Raw genomic sequence first — 19,902 nt, 5'->3', positions numbered from 1 at the left:
AATATGAATCCTTTGTTCAAGACAATACACCATTATTTATACAAGTCATTTTGATCATCTATAGTGGAAACAATATTAAACCCACCATCAACATAAATTATTTCCCCAGTAATTCCAGATGAAAAATTAGAACACAAAAATGCAGCAACATTTCCAATTTCTTCTATAGAAATATTACGACGCATAGGTGATTGTCGCTGAAAGGATGATAACATCTTTTTAAAATTTTTAATACCAGAAGAAGCCAAAGTACGTACAGGACCACAAGAAATGGCATTAACACGAATCCCCTCTGGTCCCATAGCATTAGCCATATAACGAGTATTAGCTTCTAATGAAGCTTTAACTAATCCCATTACATTATAATGGGGTATAGCACGTACAGATCCCAAATAAGTTAATGTAACTAAAGATGCCTTATCATTTAGCATGCTTCTACATGCTTTAGCTATTCCTACAAAACTATAAGAACCAATAATATGAGATAACGCAAAACCTTCACGGGTAACAGTATCAACATAATCACCTTGCAACTGCTCAGTAGGAGCAAATGCTATCGAATGGACAAACCCATCAAAAGTTAGCCATTTTTTTTTCAATTCAATAAATAGTTGATCTATACAATAATCCTCAGATACATCACATGGTAATATAATATCAGAATCAAAATTTTTAGACAAATCTTGTACTCTTAATTTTAATTTATTGGTATGGTAAGTAAAAGCTAATTCAGCTCCTTCTCTATATAAAGCTTGAGCAACACCATAAGCTATTGAACGATGGCTAGCCATTCCAGTAATTAAAATCCGCTTATTACTAAGCAATCCCATACTTGCATCTCCAAACTGTAACAGTTTATTGTAATAATATTAAAATATATTCAATAAAAAAATCATTTAAGATTAATCTAACAATCATTACTATACTTTTATAAAATTATTTTTACCCTTAATTATATAAATTAGCATTGAAATATTTAAAAAAAATCAAAAAACATAGACATTATAGCAATATAAAACTAAAATATGTATAAATATTTGTATAATTGAATGTATAACTTTAAAAATATAAAAGTACATGAGCAAAGTATATACAGTATTAAAAAAGTATTAAAATATTTCTATCGTAAAAAAGTAAATAGACCATATTACTTAATAATAAATAACTCTGATTTACAAAAAAGATATAATATGATTAAATACGTCAAAATTTGCTCGCTATTATTTTAATTATATTTACACCATTTTACTTTTATTTAAACACCATTAATTCACAAAATATTTTCTGAAAAATCCAGTATTTAAATAAATTATTAAATCACTATAACTAATAATTAAAGTTTAAAATACTCTATTTATATTAATCAATTTATTCACCAAAATTCAACCTAACCACATTAAATTTATTTTCAAACTAACTGCATATACTCACTGACACACAAAATATATTATTTATTTACGTACCTACACTACCTTTATACTACATATACCAATTCATAATATATTTTCAAACTATCGTAATATTACACAACCAGTTCACAATTATTAATAATTTATAATAACTCTTTTATCATGATTAAAATAATTTTTTAAATCGTTATATAGTATATATACTATATCTTGATTCTATTTTTTTTATGTATAAACCTCATAATAAATTATCTAAAATCAAATATTATTGAATATTGTTATCATTTATTTTTATTATCAAATGTATATTTAATATCTGTGCAATTATATTTAATTAATTTTATAAAAATATAAAAATCCATAACCTTTTATTTATGTATCCTCTACAATTTTTACACGTTTATATCTTAAAAATAATATTTAAAACACAAAAATAAAATATACAAAATTACAATTATATCATATCATCACAATGTAAATTTGATCTATTTTTACCGATTACTATATTAATTCATACATTATAAACAAGTATCCTACCTTTAAGTAGGAATAAAATTTATTTTTGTTAAAATATAATTAAATATTAAAGTATTTATTTTAATCTACAGTTATTAACTATAGCTAAAAAGTAAGTACCAATTATTACGTATTACTTATATATATATTAAAAATCTTATCCTAAATCGACAGTCCATAATAAATATTCATAAGTTCTGTTCAATACATTCCATGATTATAATTCTATAATTTATAAAAAGATATTCATATTTATAATTGTATAATATAATTTTTATTATTTAATTAATAACATCTTTCACATATAGTTTTAAAAAAATCACTGATAACAAAACGTTCATACATTTTATAGATATTGTATACAGATAAAACATATAACATTTATCGTAATAAACTTTAGTAATTATACGTATCATAATACCATTATCATATATACTGAATGATTCATTATTAACTAAAAAATATATTGTACTATGAATAACCATAATATAATTATCATATAACATGACATATTTTTCACTGCGATGAGACTGTTAAGAAACCATCTATTCTTTAACAAAAACAAATATTATTGATTACATCTTTAAAGAGGTAACAAATATGCAACTTAAGCGTGTGACAGAAGCAAAATTACCAACAATTTGGGGCACTTTTTTAGTAGTAGGATTTGAGGAAAAATTCACCGGGCATAATCATGTCGCATTAATATACGGAGATATAACTGGATCAGATCCAGTATTAACACGAATACATTCCGAATGCTTAACAGGTGATGCTTTATTTAGTTCACGCTGTGATTGTGGATTTCAACTAAAAACAGCATTACATTGTATTACAGAAGAAAAACGTGGTATTTTAATCTATCATCGACAAGAAGGACGCAACATAGGATTGTTGAATAAAATTAGAGCTTATGCATTACAAGACAGCGGAGCTGACACAGTAGAAGCAAACCAATGTCTAGGATTTGCTCCTGATGAACGAGATTTCACCATTTGTGCAGATATTTTAAAATTATTATGCGTAAAAAAAATACGTATTTTAACAAATAATCCAAAAAAAGTAGAAATTTTACATACATCATGTATTCACATCACAGAACGAATTCCATTAATCGTAGGAAGGAATCCAGAAAATTCTAGATATTTAGACACCAAAGCAACCAAATTAGGACATTTATTAATAACTAATAAGAAATAAGAAAACTCAATACAATTAAATATTAATTATTATATAACATCATCAAAATGATCTAAATTATTCTGTAATATAATACTATTTTACAATTAATTCATATATGCATTAATCATAGATGAAATATTTTCATATATTCATCTATTTAAATAAATAATTATTACAAAGTATAATTTATGTATATATATTTCCTACATTAAAACTATATTTCAAAAATACTATTAAATTATATTTAACAATACCAAAAATGCTAACTATTAAAAATAGATATGAATAATCTATTATAATGAACTATTTATAGTTTTAATATTTAATTTAATTTTTTATATAAACATTTTTTTTCATCTATATAAAATTGATCAAAAATACTGGTTCTATAATTTTTAAAATTTATGCAAATTAAATATTATTTATTAAAATTTAATCAAATATCCACATATAATATTATTACATTTTATTATTCTACAAAGAAATCTATTATAAAATATTAATTTGCATAAAGTATTCAATCATATATTGATTGAATACGCATTACCTTTTATTCATAAAATAAATAAATTATATACTCCCCATTTCAATCTGCATCCCTTACACTTTTTACGTCTACAATTCAATTAAAATTAAAATTAATTCTAAAATAATAATTTTTTAGTTATCAACTCTATTTGTAAATATTATCTAAGATATATGAAAAATAATTCTAATAATACTAAACTATCAATTAACCATGATTAAATCATATTGATTAATCATAAAAAATTTTAAAATTTACTTTCTTAATTTTATATATCTTAAGATACATACAACCAAGATTTAAAATAAATAATATTAAAAATACGAACCCTTCAAACAATAAAATTAATCAACATTTTTTAAAATGTTTGTTGATATAATTAACGACCAATCTATCTAGCGATACCTAATAACATTAGATATACTTAATACAATCATAACTTCTATTATTAATCTATTTTACACTTTACTTAAAATAAGTGAAATATATGTCCATATATCATTAAACTTTATTTAATACTTAAACGTAATTATTATAGATTTATATTTTATTTAATTTATCTAATAGATATATAAATTATTTATCGCATTACATATATATACGTAAACTACATAATTTTATCTGAAAATATATTCAATGCTATGAAAATAATCTACACTTTAATTAATGTCTTAGAATATTCTATAAACCCAAAATAGCTCCATTCCAAAATAGATACTTATTCTCTACATATCTATTAAAATTACTTATTTACTAAAATAAAAATAAAAGATATTACTGTCCATAATAGAATCCTATTAATCAATACATATTTCAAACATCATAAAGACTTTTAATGGATTATTTTATATAATGGAATAGTATTCCATACCATACTCTATGTACCATAAACTTTGTTTATTTTATGTAAAAGTATTTATCATATATTTCTATACAAATAATCTATATTCAAAAACCAATTAAACAAAAAAATCTATGATAAGTAATCATGACAATTATTAATATAATTAGATAGATTTTTTAATTATTATCAGTCATTATTTTATACAACTAATTCAAAATACCTCATATTCTCAATAAATAAATCATATCTTTAGTATATATTCTTAATATTTATAAAAAATCACTTTTTAAACAAAATAATAATTAACATGTGTTTAAAACAATGAACCTATCAATGCTCCATAAATTTCATATACATATAAACAAAAATAAAAACAAACACATCAATTTTATTTTCTTTACTACAAAAATGATTTTATCAAACCATATTCAATTATATACTCGATTAAATTAAATATACAAATACCCCCTATTTAGTAGTGAAACCTAACCCCAAACTTTATATAAATATTTAATAATCTAAAATTTGTTAGATCTTTATATATTAAATTTAATAAATACTCATTAAAAATTTTTATTAAATTTTAATTTAATTATTATTATATCTCTTTATAATTATATTAACATTACTTAATTGATACTAAATTTATAAAAAATAAAACAAAAATCATAACACCTATTTATTACTATTTTATTTTAATATTTATTAACTTCTTAACTATACCATTAACTAAAAGAAAAACTGTATAATATTTGGTTTAAAATTATATAATAATCAAAATTCAATTTATACAAAACCAAAATAATAACTATTTATATATAACACACATTGAAACCATCAAAAATATATATAGTATAAGCATGTACTTTCATATATTTATGATTTTTATTTCAATATATTTATGAAATGCAATAATATATAATTATTAAAATAATTAAATATAATTTAGTATTTACATTTATCAAAACAATTATACTGTAAAAACTACAACACATAATTACTTACTGTAATAACACATAAAAAATTATATTCAATAGACAATTTTTGCTACCTTTGAAATCATTGTTATTTGACATTTAAAAAAAAGATAGTAATACTAAGATAATTCGTATTCATATCTTTATAAAGTAAATACTTAATCATATTAATACAAAACTGCTTCTTCTACTTACCTAACCATTTAATAGCAATTAAACAGTTATTTAGAACGTTTAATATGCTTGAAAATATTTCAATCAAACCGTTAATATATATGAGGTCTTAATAAATAACTGGAAAATTAAATAATGGAATTTAAAAAAATTCATATAGAATGTTCAAATCTTCAAGTACGCTACCATTCTAATCCTGCGGCGGTTTTTAACCAATTATGTAATAACCGTAATTCAACATTATTATTAGAATCATCAGAAATTAATAAAAAACATAACATAGAAAGCATGATGATTATTGATAGCGCCTTACGTATTACCGCTTATGGAGCACACGTTACCATACAAGCGCTCACTAAAAATGGTGCAAGTCTACTCCCATTACTAGGGAAAACTTTCCCAGTACAAGTAAAAATTAACAAAACTGTTGATAAAATCAAATTAATATTTCCTCCAATACAAACAATGATCGATGAAGACACGCGTTTGCGATCAATTTCAATATTTGACTGTTTACGATCATTGTTAATGATAACACAACCATTTAAAACTATTCCTAAAGCCATATTTTTAGGTGGCCTATTTTCTTATGATTTAATATCTTGTTTTGAATCTTTTCCTAAATTAATTAATACTTATGCATGCCCAGACTACTGTTTCTACTTAGCTGAAACATTATTAATTTTTGATCATCAACAACATACTGCTTTATTACAAAGTACTTTGTTTAGTTCAAACACTTTAGAAAAAAATAGACTAAAAACTAGAATGAACCAATTAAAAACCCAACTCAATCAAACACCTCAAACTATTCCATATCAAAAAGTACATAATATGACACTACGATGTAATCCAAATGACGAAAATTATAAAAAAATTATACGTAAAATAAAACGAGCTATACGTCAAGGAGAAATTTTACAAGCTGTCCCTTCACGACGTTTTTTCCTTCCATGCCCCTCACCATTAGCAGCATACCATATATTAAAAACTAACAACCCCAGTCCTTACATGTTTTTTATGCAAGACATGATATTTACACTTTTCGGGGCGTCTCCAGAAAGTTCTTTAAAATATAATGCAGATACTCGGCAAATTGAAATCTATCCCATCGCCGGAACACGAGCTAGAACTTATCATATTGACGGAACATTAGATACAGATTCAGATAACCGAATAGAATTAGAGATGCGATTAAACCATAAAGAATTATCAGAACATTTAATGTTAGTGGATTTAGCAAGAAATGATCTAGCACGGGTCTGCAAAGCAGGTAGTCGATATGTAGCTGATTTGTTAAAAGTAGATAGATATTCTTTTGTTATGCATTTAGTGTCTAGAGTAGTAGGAGAATTACGCCATGATCTTGATGTATTACATGCCTATCGAGCATGTATGAATATGGGTACATTAACTGGAGCCCCTAAAATCCGAGCTATGCAGCTTATCTACGAAGTAGAAGGTACGCGTCGTAATACTTATGGCGGCGCTATTGGATACTTAACTGGTTCTGGAAGTTTAGATACATGCATTATTATACGATCAGCTTATGTTACGAATCAAATAGCTACAGTACAAGCAGGTGCTGGCATAGTGATAGATTCCATACCTCAATCAGAGGCAGATGAAAGCCGGAATAAAGCTCGAGCTGTTTTACGGGCCATTGCTATAGCACATGCTTCTGAGGAGTTATTTTAACAAATGAGCAACATAGTATTATTAGATAATATTGACTCATTCACGTATAATTTAGTAGATCAGTTACGTGATGATGGACACAAAGTATTAATATATGCCAATAAATTACCAATATCAATAATCACAAACACCCTATCAAGTATGATAAACCCAATTTTGATGTTATCACCAGGACCTGGATCCCCCAGTAAAGCTGGATGCATGACTCAGTTAATAAAACAACTAATTAGACAAATTCCAATCATTGGAATTTGTCTGGGATATCAAGCTATCATAGAATTTTATGGAGGACGTATATCTCAATCAAAAAAGATCTTTCATGGTAAATCCTCTTTAATATACCATGATAATTTAGCTATGTTTTCTAATATACCAAACCCATTTTTAGTTGGACGATATCACTCACTAATAGGTAATTATATACCAAATAATTTAAAAATTAATGCCTATTACAATAAACATATAGCAATGGCAGTACGTAATGATTCTGATCGAATTTGTGGATTTCAATTTCATCCTGAATCTATTTTAACCACCCATGGCACACAACTCATTAAACAAACTATTACATGGGCAAAATGTTCATCACAAGGAAAAAAATAATATGCAAGATATCCTAGAAATTTTATATCAAGGTAAGAGCATCAACCAAAAACAAAGTGAAAACCTATTTTATAACATAATAAAAGAAAAATTATCTTCTATACAAATAGCAGCTGCACTTATTAGTATGAAAACACGTGGAGAAACATGCGAAGAAATCATAGGCGCTGTAAATATATTATTAACTCATGCTAAACCTTTCCCACGCCCAAATAACTTATTTGCAGATATCACAGGCACTGGAGGAGATAATAGTAATACTATTAATATTTCTACAGCAAGCGCTATTGTTGCTTCAACTTGTGGTGCAAAAATTATTAAACACGGCAATTGCAGTATATCTAGTCTAACAGGATCAATGGATTTTTTAAAAAAATATGATTTTTTACATATAAAAAAAAATGTGCAACAAACACGTAAAAATTTTGATGAACTAGGTATATGTTTTTTGTATGCTCCTCAATACTACAAAGTCTTATCTCGCATAATGCCTATACGCAAACAATTAAAAACTCCCACACTGTTTAATATAGTAGGTCCATTAATTAATCCATCTAAACCTTCATTAACACTGATTGGTGTATACAAAAAAGAATTATTATCACCTATGATTCAAGTATTGAAATTACTTAAATATGATCACGCAATAGTAGCGCATTGCGGAGGAATAGATGAGGTTGGATTGCATGCCCCTACCCATATAGCAGAATTACATAATAATATAATAAACAACTATATTTTAACCGCATCAGATTTTGGATTAGATTCCTACCCAATTGAAACACTATGCTGTTATTCAAAAAACCAAGCTCATGAATACATAATTAATTTACTAAAAGGAAAAGGAGAACCTGCACATTCTGCCGTAATAGCAGCCAATGTAGCATTATTATTAAAATTATTTGGATATAATAATTTATATGATAACACACGATTAGCTCTAGACAAAATACATCGTGGCATTCCCTATGATCGTTTGTTATCTTTATCAAAAAATAGGATATAAAATCATGCAACACACAATACTTGATGAAATTTTATCATATAAAAAAATATGGATAACTAAACAAAAAAAACAACACCCGTTACATATTTTAAAAAATAAGATACAAGTAAGCAATCGTGATTTTTATCATGCTGTGTCCAATAAAAAAAAACAAACAATATTTATACTAGAATGTAAAAAAGCATCACCTTCTAAAGGTATTATTTGTAATAATTTTAGTCCTATCCAAATAGCCCAAACTTATAAAAAATATTCTTCAGTTATTTCAGTATTAACTGACGATAAATATTTTCATGGAAATTTTGACATTTTACACCAAATGAGTAACATCGTAGAACAACCAATATTATGTAAAGACTTTTTTATTTCAGAATGGCAAATATACTTTGCACGGTTACATCAAGCTGATGCCATTTTATTAATGTTATCAATTTTAGATGACGCAACTTATAAAAAATTAGCTAAAATAACCCATACATTACGTATGGGTATATTGACAGAAATAGTAAACGAAAATGAATTAAAACGTGCTAAATATTTGGGAGCGAAAGTTATTGGCATAAATAATCGTAATCTACATGACCTTTCCGTTGATCTAAATCGTACTATCACTCTTAGTAAATATATACCCAGTACAATAACAGTAATTAGCGAATCTGGTATTAATAGTTATTGTCAAATCAGAAAGCTTAGACAATATGTCAATGGATTTTTAATCGGAACAATATTAATGTCTCAACCACATATTGATACAGCGGTAAAAAAATTAATTTTAGGAGAGAATAAAATCTGCGGACTAACCCGAGTTAATGATGCTTACATTATTAATAAATTAGGGGCGATATATGGCGGATTAATTTTTGTTTCTACCTCACCTCGCTATATAAATATCATTACCGCACAACATATTGTTTCTAACGTAAAAAATTTAAGCTATGTTGGTGTATTTCGTAATGCTACTATTTCTTATATTATCAATATAGTAAATATACTAAACTTATCAGCAGTACAACTACATGGAACAGAAGATCAAGATTATATTAATATTTTAAGAAAACAACTACCAATTACATGTCATATATGGAAGAGTATTAATATGAATAATAGACCTGTATTATCGTATAATATATTAAATGTGGACCGATATTTAGTGGATAATGGCGGAGGTAGCGGACAAACTTTTGATTGGTCACTTCTTTCTAATATGCAATTAGAAAAAATAATTTTAGCAGGAGGATTAACAATAAACAATTGTACAAAAGCAGCAAGTATAGGTTGTTTAGGTTTAGATTTTAATTCTGGCGTTGAAATTAAACCAGGCATCAAGAATCATAATAAACTTGTAAAAATATTTCAAATACTAAGCTCTTATTAAAAAATTAATACATTTAAAATAACCAAAGGAACCAAATATAATTAATATGATAAAATTACAGTCCTATTTTGGTGAATTTGGAGGTATGTATGTACCACAAATTCTAATACCAGCTCTTACTCAATTAGAAGAAGCATTTATATCAGCTCAAAACGATCCTAATTTTCAAAAAGAAATTAAATACCTTTTAAATCATTATGCTGGTCGACCCACTCCTTTAACATTATGTAGAAACTTAACAAAAGGAACACAAGCTAAACTTTATTTAAAACGTGAAGACTTATTACATGGAGGATCTCACAAAACTAATCAAGTATTAGGACAAGCTTTATTAGCTAAACGTATGCGTAAAAAAGAAATAATTGCTGAAACTGGTGCTGGACAACATGGAGTTGCTGTCTCTATTGCAGCATCTCTTTTAGGATTAAAGTGTCGTATTTATATGGGATCTAAAGATATAAAACGTCAAGAACTTAATGTCTTAAGAATGCAATTAATGGGTACACAAGTGATCCCAGTACATCATGGATCTGGAACTTTAAAAGATGCTTGTAATGAAGCTATACGGGAATGGTCTAAAACTTATGAATACACTCATTACATGCTCGGTACAGCTGCTGGCCCTCATCCTTTTCCCACAATTGTTAGAGAATTTCAACGTATTATTGGAAAAGAAACATATAAACAAATACAAAAATATGAACAACGTTTACCAGATTCAATTATTGCTTGCGTAGGAGGAGGATCTAATGCTATCGGAATATTTTCTGATTTTATTGATACACCATCAGTGCAGTTATTAGGTGTAGAAGCTGGGGGTTTAGGAATAAATACTAAATATCATGGCGCTGCTATACAACATGGAAACATAGGAATTTATTTTGGTATGAAAACCTCAATCCTACAGTCTTCAGATGGACAAATAAACAATTCCTATTCTATTTCTGCTGGCCTTGATTTCCCATCTGTTGGACCAGAACATGTTTACCTAAAACAAACTGGTCGAGTGAAATATGTATCTGTTAATGATATAGAAGCCGTAGCAGCTTTTAAGAAATTATCTGCTCATGAAGGCATCATTCCCGCTCTAGAATCCGCTCATGCTTTAGCACATGCGCTAAAAATAATTCAAAAAAACCCAAATAAAACGCAAATTTTAGTAGTTAATTTATCTGGACGTGGAGATAAAGATATTTATACAGTTAATAATGTATTACAACAACAAAGAGAAACATAAAATGGATCGTTACCAAGAATTATTTACACGTTTAAATCAAAATAAATCAGGAGCATTTGTCCCTTTTATTACTATAGGGGATCCAAATGCTATTTCTTTCATGCATATCATAGATACTTTAATTTCATCAGGTTCTGATGCATTAGAATTAGGCATACCATTTTCTGACCCTATATCAGATGGACCTGTTATACAAAAAAGCATAGCACGAGCCTTCAAATCAGGTATAAATTTTTCACATTGTTTTATCATATTACGAAACATTCGCAATAAATACCCAAATTTACCTATCGGGCTATTAATCTATGCAAATCTAGTTTTTAAAAATGGAATTAATAATTTCTATTCACATTGCTCAGAACTAGATATAGATTCTGTGCTAATTCCTGATCTTCCTATAGAAGAAAGCCTACCATTTTATAAAGCTGCCATACAACATAAAATAGCACATATCTTTATTTGTCCGCCTAATGCTACTGAAGAATTAATACATAAAATTACAAGACAAGGACTCGGATATATCTATTTATTATCCCGTCCCGGAGTAACTGGGATTGAAATTAACAAAAAAACAATTAACACTACTGTTTTACATAATTTAATTCAATATATTAAAAAACAAGAAAAAAAAATACCTATCCTACAAGGTTTTGGTATACATACACCACTGCAAGCTCAAGAATCACTATCATTAGGCACCTCTGGAATTATTTCCGGTTCTGAAATTGCAAGAATTATTGAAGAAAATATATCTAATCTAGAATTAACGCTAAAAAAATTAAAAAAATTAGTATGTCTAATGAAAATGTCTATGTATTTTCACACAAATTAAATGATACATATCACATTTATCATTTAATTCTTATAAAAAACGAGCACTTAACATCAATTAATACATGTTATTACATGTCATTATTAATATAATATAATAAATAACAACAGTATTATATTCGTTATACAAAATATGAAACATCAAAATAAAAATGCTCAATTTGTTATAAACTATTAATGCTACTAAAAATTATAAAATAACTTAATCATGTCTCATTAATTTCATTTCAAAAAATATGATTTTTTATTTTTTGAAAATTTTTGAAGGAAAAGTTATAGAAACTATGATAATTAAATTATCTCGAAATGTATTGCATTTTATTCATAATTATTGTGCTAATATTACAACATTAATATTGATTACAACAGTAATTCAAATTTGTCTAGATTACATTTTATTGCCAAAGCAAGAAGAACTTATATTCATGAATAATTTTACTGAAATAGGATTACGTAACGTGATCAAAGAATTATCAGTAGATCAACAGTACATTTTATTTAGATTATCTGCTGCTAATAGTATTTCTAAAATGTTGAGTAATACCTTTTTATTTGGAAGTATACTAACTATGTTACATCTAATATCTACCGCTAATAAAAGTAATCAACATTTAAGCATAGGAAACATTATTACATCAGCAATGTTAATATTTCCAAAATTCTTATTGCTAATATTTTATACTACATTATTTATACAATTAGGGCTTATGACTGCAATTATTCCGGGTATTGTATTAGCTATTATTATAAGTTTAACTCCGGTTATAGTTATTACTGATAATTTACCAGTTATAGAATCCATATTCCTTAGTATCAAAATCAGTTCTCGTAATTTTCATTTAATTACACCACCAATATTAGTATGGTTTTTGATTAAAACAGTGCTAATATTAATTATATTCCACCATTACGATTATTGGACATTTATTACCAAAATTTTAGTAAACTGCCTTAACAATGCATTATCTGTAATCATTTTAATATATCTATATCGTTTATACATGATTATTAAGACACCATAAATTGTCGTGTTTATAAAATAAAAATAATTCAGTATTATTAATTTTTAATTTTAAATCCTGTCTTATGGATATATTTTTATAAATTCACTTAATTTAAATCACTATCTTATTACACATAAAACATACAAATATACAAACTATTTAAAAATTTTAGTGACGGACACTAAAATTTTTACTAGAATTTAAACAAAATTTAAAAGTAATAATTAAATCTTTTTCTGGCTTATTTTTCTCATATACCCAACAACGCATAGCTGATCTAATACTTTCTTCAAACGTACCAGCAGGAACAGCTGATAATATCCGTATATTATCAACTCTACCTTTAATACTAACATTATATTGCACAATAACTACTCCTTCTATACCTAATATTTTTGCTTTATTAGGATATTCAGGATACATACGATTAATCACACAGGACGATATATAACTCTGATTATGATCTATTTTAAAAGAAGATATAGAACGTTCTGTAACCTCTGAAGTGTTCATATTATTTTTTTTAACTACAGAAACATTTTTATTAGAATTTAATATATTTTTAGAATTATTTACAATCTGTTGTTGTTTTGAATGAACTATAGTTTTTGAGTTTGACTTATTATGATTTTTTTTTAACAATTTTAATGACTGATTTTCTTCCAATGAGGTATGAAGAGCCTGATCAGGTTTCGGAAACGATAAGGTAAATATTTTAGATTTTTCTATATAAATAGACTTATTAACAACATGATAAAATTGGTACAACAATATATTCACTATAAATATATGCATTATACATGATAAAAAAACACAAAAATAAATCGACACATGCAATTTGTACCAAGTACATCGGTAACTATTTATAATTAAATTTTTTAAAAAACCCATAGTGCATTATGCAAATTAAATAATTTATTCTTTTATATAAAAAATAATGCTCTATCACGCACGCTCCTTAACACTTTTTAAAAAATTTAATCACTTTATATATAAAACACATTTATATTTTGCATGTTTCTTTCATTACATACATTAAAATAGTAACCATATAGTCTTCAGTTCAAATTCACTTAAATGTTCATAATTTATTTATGCAAGCATTCTTATACTATTAAAATATATTTTTAGAATACTTTAAATTTACATATTATATACATTATTTTTTAAAAATACTCTTTCACACTCATTAAATAAATAAATATTTTTTCTACTAAAAATATTAATAAAATCAACAATAATTAATTAAGATCAAAAAATTTTAACCCAACACATATATCAAGTTTTAGATTTTAACTATATACTAATTTAGCATTAATAATACATAAATTTTTGGTTACTTATGTAACAATAATTACTAATTTTATAATTAAAATACCCGTTTATTTTATTTAATATACAAAAAATTTCATGCAATTATCATATGTTTTATGGTTTGTGACAACGTAACAAAATCAACATTATTAATAAAAAATTTATTAACATTTAATCAATATATTTTACCGATAAAAATTTGATTGTTATAGATATATAAGTCTCTTATACAATTATAAGATTTATCACGAAATAAACATTCAATAATAATCACATAGCCTTTTGTTAAAAATATTCCACAAACGTTCCAAATAGGATTTACTATAATCATGATCGCGATGTATACCATTTTAAATTGTATTTTTTTATGCAGTTATTGGTTATTAATCGCGTTAGTTACATTTCGAGTTTTAATAAAACGTCGAGCAGTCCCATCATCTATGGCATGGTTATTAGTAATTTACATTTTACCTTTAATAGGTATAATTACATATCTGCTATTTGGAGAATCTAATCTTGGTAAACAACGATCTACTAGAAGTAAAATGGCATGGTTATCTACTGTACGTCGCATACAAATATTAAAAACCTATAAACATATTTTTTCAACTGAACACAGTGCAATTGCTTCGTCATTATTTAAACTTTGTGAACATCGTCAAGGAATAGGTGCTTTAAAAGGTAATCAAATAAAATTATTTAAAACAACTAATGATGCTATTACCTCCTTAATCAAAGATATTGAATTAGCCCAACATAGTATTGATATGGTATTTTATATTTGGGAATCTGGAGGATTAGTAGATCATGTTATAAAAAAATTAATTATAGCAGCCAAAAGAGGCATTCAATGCCGTATTATATTAGATTCTGCTGGATGCGCTAGTTTTTTTAACAGTCCATATCCTACTATAATGCGACAGGCTGGAGTTAATGTAGTAGAAGCGCTACATGTAAATTTACTACGAATCTTTTGGAGACGAATGGACTTACGACAACATCGAAAAATGATATTAATTGATGAACACATTGCTTATGCTGGCAGTATGAATATGGTAGATCCGAAATTATTTAAAAAAAATATAGGAATTGGACAATGGATTGATATTATGGTTAGAATAGACGGGCCTGCAACTTCAGTTATGAGCATAATATTTTCTTCTGATTGGGAAATCGAAACAGGACAACATATATTATTACCAATATTATTAAATACTCGCGTAGTGACAGCGCAAAAATTAATACCAACAGGCCACACCATTCAAATTATTCCTTCTGGACCAGGATGTCCAGAAGGAATAATTCATCAAATATTACTAATATCATTATATGAAGCCCGTAAAAAACTTATAATTACTACTCCATACTTAGTACCCAGCGATGATTTACTACATGCTATTTGTACAGCGGCACAAAGAGGAGTAGAAGTACATATCATTATTCCAAAACACAACGACTCTGTACTAGTAAGTTGGGCTAGTAGAGCATTTTTTAGCGAATTATTAAAAGCTGGAGTTTTAATACATCAATTCCAAAATGGACTACTGCACGTAAAAAGCGTATTAGTTGATCATCAATTAAGCTTGATAGGCACAGTAAATTTAGACACACGAAGCCTATGGTTAAACTTTGAGATTACTTTAGTCATTGATAGCCAAGAATTTAGTGATGAACTAGAAAAAACACAACAAAACTATATTTCTCACTCTAAAGTAATTGATCCTCAAACCTGGGCTAACCGTCCTTACTGGGAACGTATTATTGAACGTCTATTTTATTTCTTAAGTCCTTTATTATAAAAATTAATCTTAATCTTAAATATCAACAATATCACTCAACTTAAAATAAGCTGACCAATAAAAACTGTGATGGTAATATTTAGTAAAACTACATATTCCTTTTATTTAATCTAACATACCTTAATAACTATAATTAATTTATACAGATAATAAAATTACTTATATGCTACAAATAAAAATTTTGTTCCCTTCAATACCATCAATTTAACGCTTGTACTTAATTTCATAATTAAATTAAACAACACTTAACCGTTATATATACATAACACAATTAAATATGGCACATAATATACACCATTATACGTTATAAATAACCACAACATAAATCATAATAAAAATATATTAAATATAAAATAAAAAATTAATGAAATTAAAAATCTATAATCCATATAATAACTATTTTCGATTTAACATTATAATATCTTTAATATTATAAAATATATCTTTTTAAAACAAAAAATAACAGATATTAATATTTTCAATATTTATGTATTTATTGATATTTGTACATACAAAAACTAAATATTTTTATCTATTGTGATAAATACTTTTTATTAGATGAGAGTAATCATTTAAATTTTTCCAAAAAGTGCCTACGACATACTGAAACATAACGATTATTACCACCAACTAATATTTGATCACCATCTCGGATTACCACACCTTGATCATCAATCCTAAGGACTCTATTGGCCTTACGTCCACAATAACAAATAGTTTTTAATTCAATTAATTTGTCCGCCCATGCTAATAACCATAAGCTTCCTGGAAATAAATCAGCTTTAAAATCAGTACGTAAACCATAACACAATACTGGAACATTCAATGTATCCACTATTTTTCCTAAATCAGTCACTTGATCACGATTAAGAAAATGACACTCATCTACTAATACACAATGTATTAAATCATTCTGACACATAGCTGCTATTTGATCAAAAAAATTAGTTTTGACATTAAATATTCTAGCAGAAGCAGTTAATCCAACACGGGATTTAATTTTTTCATTTCTACAATTTTTATGATTCATTGCAGCGGTATATAGCACAGTACGCATGCCTCGTTCCTGATAATTATAAGAAGACTGTAATAATGCAGTAGTTTTTCCGGCATTCATTGCAGAATAATAAAAATACAATTGCGCCATAAATTAAAATCCTAACTAAATCACAGCATTGGAATATAATTCACATAACATAATTCTATTATGTTAAAAACAAGCTTATTCAACTAATTTAGCTGTGAAATTTATAAATAAAATATTTTATATATATATTACATTAATTTTAATGTAATATATTTCAGATTCTATCTAATACAAACACTTTTACAATACTACGTATATACCTTAAAATCATTCTATACTTTACATATAAAACAATAATTTAAGTAAATAAATACTCTATATCTAAAAAGATTCTATATCTCTAATAAAAATAACTAAAAATTAACAAATAACTATTATTTATATTTAAAATTTTTATAAATAAAAAAATAATCATTTAATTAAATAATGATTAAAAATTTTTATAAAAATATATCAGTTTATTTAATTAAATTAATAAAAATTTTTAATAACATATCACAATACTTTACTTATATTTATGACTCTATATATAATGACCTGTTAATACAAAATATAATAGAATTATTTATAAATTAAAACACTCTAGGTATTGCAGAAAATAAATTAGCGCTCTATCCTTATCAATAGATTTGTTATTTATAACATTTGAGATTAAATCAATGAACGACGCATTAAAAATTCTTAATAATATACGCACGTTACGAGCGCAAGCTAGAGAATATACTCTTAAAACATTAGAAGAAATGTTAGAAAAATTAGAAATAATTGTTAATGAGCGCCGAGAAGAAAACAATCAAGCTCAAGCTGAAATAGAAGAACATGCTCGAAAATTACAACAATACCGCGATATGCTTATAGCTGATGGAATAGATCCCAATGAACTATTACAAAATTTAAGTACTACTACTAAATTATTTCATAAAAATAAACGTGCAACTCGCCCAGCAAAATATCAGTATACCAATAAATATGGTGAAATTAAAACCTGGACTGGACAAGGGCGTACACCCTCAATTATTAAGAAAGCTATCGATGAAAAACTGAAAAAGTTAGAAGATTTTCTACTATAATTAATAGTACTATTGTATTTTATATTTAATGTAAAACCAAAGGGCTTTTGATCATATTATTAAGCTCTTTGTTTTATATAAATACGAACACACAATATTCATAATTATTTTATAAAAATTAACATCCAGTAATTAGAGTAATAAGCTGTATTATATAATATTTATATACATATGTAAAATACTATTAGACATGTTCTCAAAACAATCATTACTTAACAGTTACCTCTTTACTGAGCTATTATAACATTTTAACTGAATATGAATATATACTCCTATTTTTCAGTATTATCGATAAATTTCATTATCTATCTACACTTACAATATCAGTCACAACTTTATCATCTGCATTATTGACAGATTGACATTGTATATAAAAACATAAATCTTAAATAAATCAAAAATCAACCACATTAAAATCAATTATAACACTGATATTAATAATAATTTTTAAATAATACAAATACCGATACGAATATAACTATTAAAATAAACTCTAATTATTTGTTCCTTCCATTATTTCGTTCTAAAGCATTTAAAAAATAACACATAAAATTAATTAAAGAAATTACATTTATTCAATTCTACAATTACTTTTCCCAATTACATTCCTAAAAGGATTGCGTGCATCACACAACTAATTCTATTCTTCATAATAATTTAAATAACTAAAAAATATAAAACTAAAACATAATTTTACAACATTCTCAATTTAATATCATGATTTATGCTATAAATAAACAAGCTTTGAATATATTAAAATTTGGTTTATAAATATGAATACTACTTAAAAAATCACATGCACAAACAACCGTGCTATTTTAACATATTTCAATAAAAATTGAAAATTTAAAAATTATTACAATCATTAAAATTAATAAGATTATTTAATAAATATCCAAAATATTTGCAAGAACAATTTTCACTAATATTTTCTATTTTATGCAAAAAAAAAGAATCTAATAAATCAAATGCAACCATTAACTAATATCATAATAAACATATTTAAATCTTTTTAAAAAACGTAAGATACTATCTATTTTATAGAATTAAAAATTTTAATTGTTTTAGAAACAATGACCAATCTTCGAAAAATCTTATTTTTATATAAATCTCTGTGATTATAAGACTTACTAATATAGCTATTGCATACACAAAAACCTTTTATATACTAAAAAATATTATTTTTAATATTAAAAACTATTTAAGTCCGATTAAATAAGATATTTATACAATTACTTATGACTATCTTT

General features: G+C 25.5%; 13 protein-coding genes. 10 read left to right on the top strand and 3 right to left on the bottom strand.

The window, feature by feature from the left end; all coding sequences use genetic code 11:
- Positions 1-32: 32 nt before the first annotated feature.
- A complete protein-coding gene (locus tag QMA81_03155; GenBank protein WHL25262.1) occupies positions 33-830 on the bottom strand; it encodes an SDR family oxidoreductase in 798 nt (265 codons plus the stop codon).
- 1,695 nt (positions 831-2,525) lie between these two features.
- Here QMA81_03155 and ribA point away from each other — a divergent pair.
- From ribA to QMA81_03115, 8 genes are all read left to right on the top strand, one after another.
- Complete coding sequence (gene ribA, locus QMA81_03150) at positions 2,526-3,125, top strand: GTP cyclohydrolase II (GenBank protein ID WHL25261.1); 600 nt, start codon at positions 2,526-2,528, stop codon at positions 3,123-3,125.
- A gap of 2,638 nt (positions 3,126-5,763) precedes the next feature.
- Positions 5,764-7,326, top strand: coding sequence for an anthranilate synthase component 1 (locus QMA81_03145; protein WHL25260.1), 1,563 nt, complete (start codon positions 5,764-5,766; stop codon positions 7,324-7,326).
- 3 nt (positions 7,327-7,329) lie between these two features.
- Positions 7,330-7,929 carry an aminodeoxychorismate/anthranilate synthase component II gene (locus tag QMA81_03140; GenBank protein WHL25259.1) on the top strand — a complete coding sequence of 200 codons (600 nt, stop codon included), beginning with the start codon at positions 7,330-7,332 and terminating at the stop codon, positions 7,927-7,929.
- Between the two features lies 1 nt (position 7,930).
- Complete coding sequence (trpD, locus tag QMA81_03135; protein ID WHL25258.1) at positions 7,931-8,935, top strand: anthranilate phosphoribosyltransferase; 1,005 nt, start codon at positions 7,931-7,933, stop codon at positions 8,933-8,935.
- Between the two features lie 4 nt (positions 8,936-8,939).
- Positions 8,940-10,310, top strand: coding sequence for a bifunctional indole-3-glycerol-phosphate synthase TrpC/phosphoribosylanthranilate isomerase TrpF (gene trpCF, locus QMA81_03130; GenBank protein ID WHL25257.1), 1,371 nt, complete (start codon positions 8,940-8,942; stop codon positions 10,308-10,310).
- 46 nt (positions 10,311-10,356) lie between these two features.
- Positions 10,357-11,547 carry a tryptophan synthase subunit beta gene (gene trpB / locus QMA81_03125; protein WHL25256.1) on the top strand — a complete coding sequence of 397 codons (1,191 nt, stop codon included), beginning with the start codon at positions 10,357-10,359 and terminating at the stop codon, positions 11,545-11,547.
- A gap of 1 nt (position 11,548) precedes the next feature.
- Positions 11,549-12,379, top strand: coding sequence for a tryptophan synthase subunit alpha (gene trpA, locus QMA81_03120; GenBank protein ID WHL25255.1), 831 nt, complete (start codon positions 11,549-11,551; stop codon positions 12,377-12,379).
- A gap of 283 nt (positions 12,380-12,662) precedes the next feature.
- Positions 12,663-13,400, top strand: coding sequence for a YciC family protein (locus tag QMA81_03115; GenBank protein WHL25254.1), 738 nt, complete (start codon positions 12,663-12,665; stop codon positions 13,398-13,400).
- 150 nt (positions 13,401-13,550) lie between these two features.
- Here QMA81_03115 and QMA81_03110 read toward each other — a convergent pair whose 3' ends face one another.
- Positions 13,551-14,177: a TonB family protein gene (locus QMA81_03110; GenBank protein ID WHL25253.1), complete on the bottom strand. Its 627-nt coding sequence runs from the start codon at positions 14,175-14,177 to the stop codon at positions 13,551-13,553.
- Positions 14,178-15,025: 848 nt separating this feature from the next.
- Here QMA81_03110 and cls point away from each other — a divergent pair.
- Complete coding sequence (cls, locus tag QMA81_03105; protein ID WHL25252.1) at positions 15,026-16,495, top strand: cardiolipin synthase; 1,470 nt, start codon at positions 15,026-15,028, stop codon at positions 16,493-16,495.
- A gap of 568 nt (positions 16,496-17,063) precedes the next feature.
- Here the strand turns inward: cls and QMA81_03100 are convergent.
- On the bottom strand, positions 17,064-17,642 hold the full coding sequence (locus tag QMA81_03100) for a thymidine kinase (protein WHL25251.1): 579 nt from the start codon (positions 17,640-17,642) through the stop codon (positions 17,064-17,066).
- Positions 17,643-18,241: 599 nt separating this feature from the next.
- Between QMA81_03100 and hns the strand changes: the two genes are divergently transcribed.
- On the top strand, positions 18,242-18,652 hold the full coding sequence (gene hns / locus QMA81_03095) for a DNA-binding transcriptional regulator H-NS (GenBank protein WHL25250.1): 411 nt from the start codon (positions 18,242-18,244) through the stop codon (positions 18,650-18,652).
- The last annotated feature ends 1,250 nt before the right edge of the window (positions 18,653-19,902 follow it).

This window comes from Candidatus Blochmannia vicinus, assembly GCA_030020825.1.
Classification (GTDB): Bacteria; Pseudomonadota; Gammaproteobacteria; order Enterobacterales; family Enterobacteriaceae; genus Blochmanniella; species Blochmanniella vicinus_A.
This window is presented reverse-complemented; position numbering and strand designations above follow the sequence as displayed.

Coding starts and splice junctions, on each gene's coding strand:
- QMA81_03155 (WHL25262.1), bottom strand. CDS start 830: ATGGGATTGCTTAGTAATAAGCGGATTTTAATTACTGGAATGGCTAGC.
- ribA (WHL25261.1), top strand. CDS start 2,526: ATGCAACTTAAGCGTGTGACAGAAGCAAAATTACCAACAATTTGGGGC.
- QMA81_03145 (WHL25260.1), top strand. CDS start 5,764: ATGGAATTTAAAAAAATTCATATAGAATGTTCAAATCTTCAAGTACGC.
- QMA81_03140 (WHL25259.1), top strand. CDS start 7,330: ATGAGCAACATAGTATTATTAGATAATATTGACTCATTCACGTATAAT.
- trpD (WHL25258.1), top strand. CDS start 7,931: ATGCAAGATATCCTAGAAATTTTATATCAAGGTAAGAGCATCAACCAA.
- trpCF (WHL25257.1), top strand. CDS start 8,940: ATGCAACACACAATACTTGATGAAATTTTATCATATAAAAAAATATGG.
- trpB (WHL25256.1), top strand. CDS start 10,357: ATGATAAAATTACAGTCCTATTTTGGTGAATTTGGAGGTATGTATGTA.
- trpA (WHL25255.1), top strand. CDS start 11,549: ATGGATCGTTACCAAGAATTATTTACACGTTTAAATCAAAATAAATCA.
- QMA81_03115 (WHL25254.1), top strand. CDS start 12,663: ATGATAATTAAATTATCTCGAAATGTATTGCATTTTATTCATAATTAT.
- QMA81_03110 (WHL25253.1), bottom strand. CDS start 14,177: ATGCATATATTTATAGTGAATATATTGTTGTACCAATTTTATCATGTT.
- cls (WHL25252.1), top strand. CDS start 15,026: ATGATCGCGATGTATACCATTTTAAATTGTATTTTTTTATGCAGTTAT.
- QMA81_03100 (WHL25251.1), bottom strand. CDS start 17,642: ATGGCGCAATTGTATTTTTATTATTCTGCAATGAATGCCGGAAAAACT.
- hns (WHL25250.1), top strand. CDS start 18,242: ATGAACGACGCATTAAAAATTCTTAATAATATACGCACGTTACGAGCG.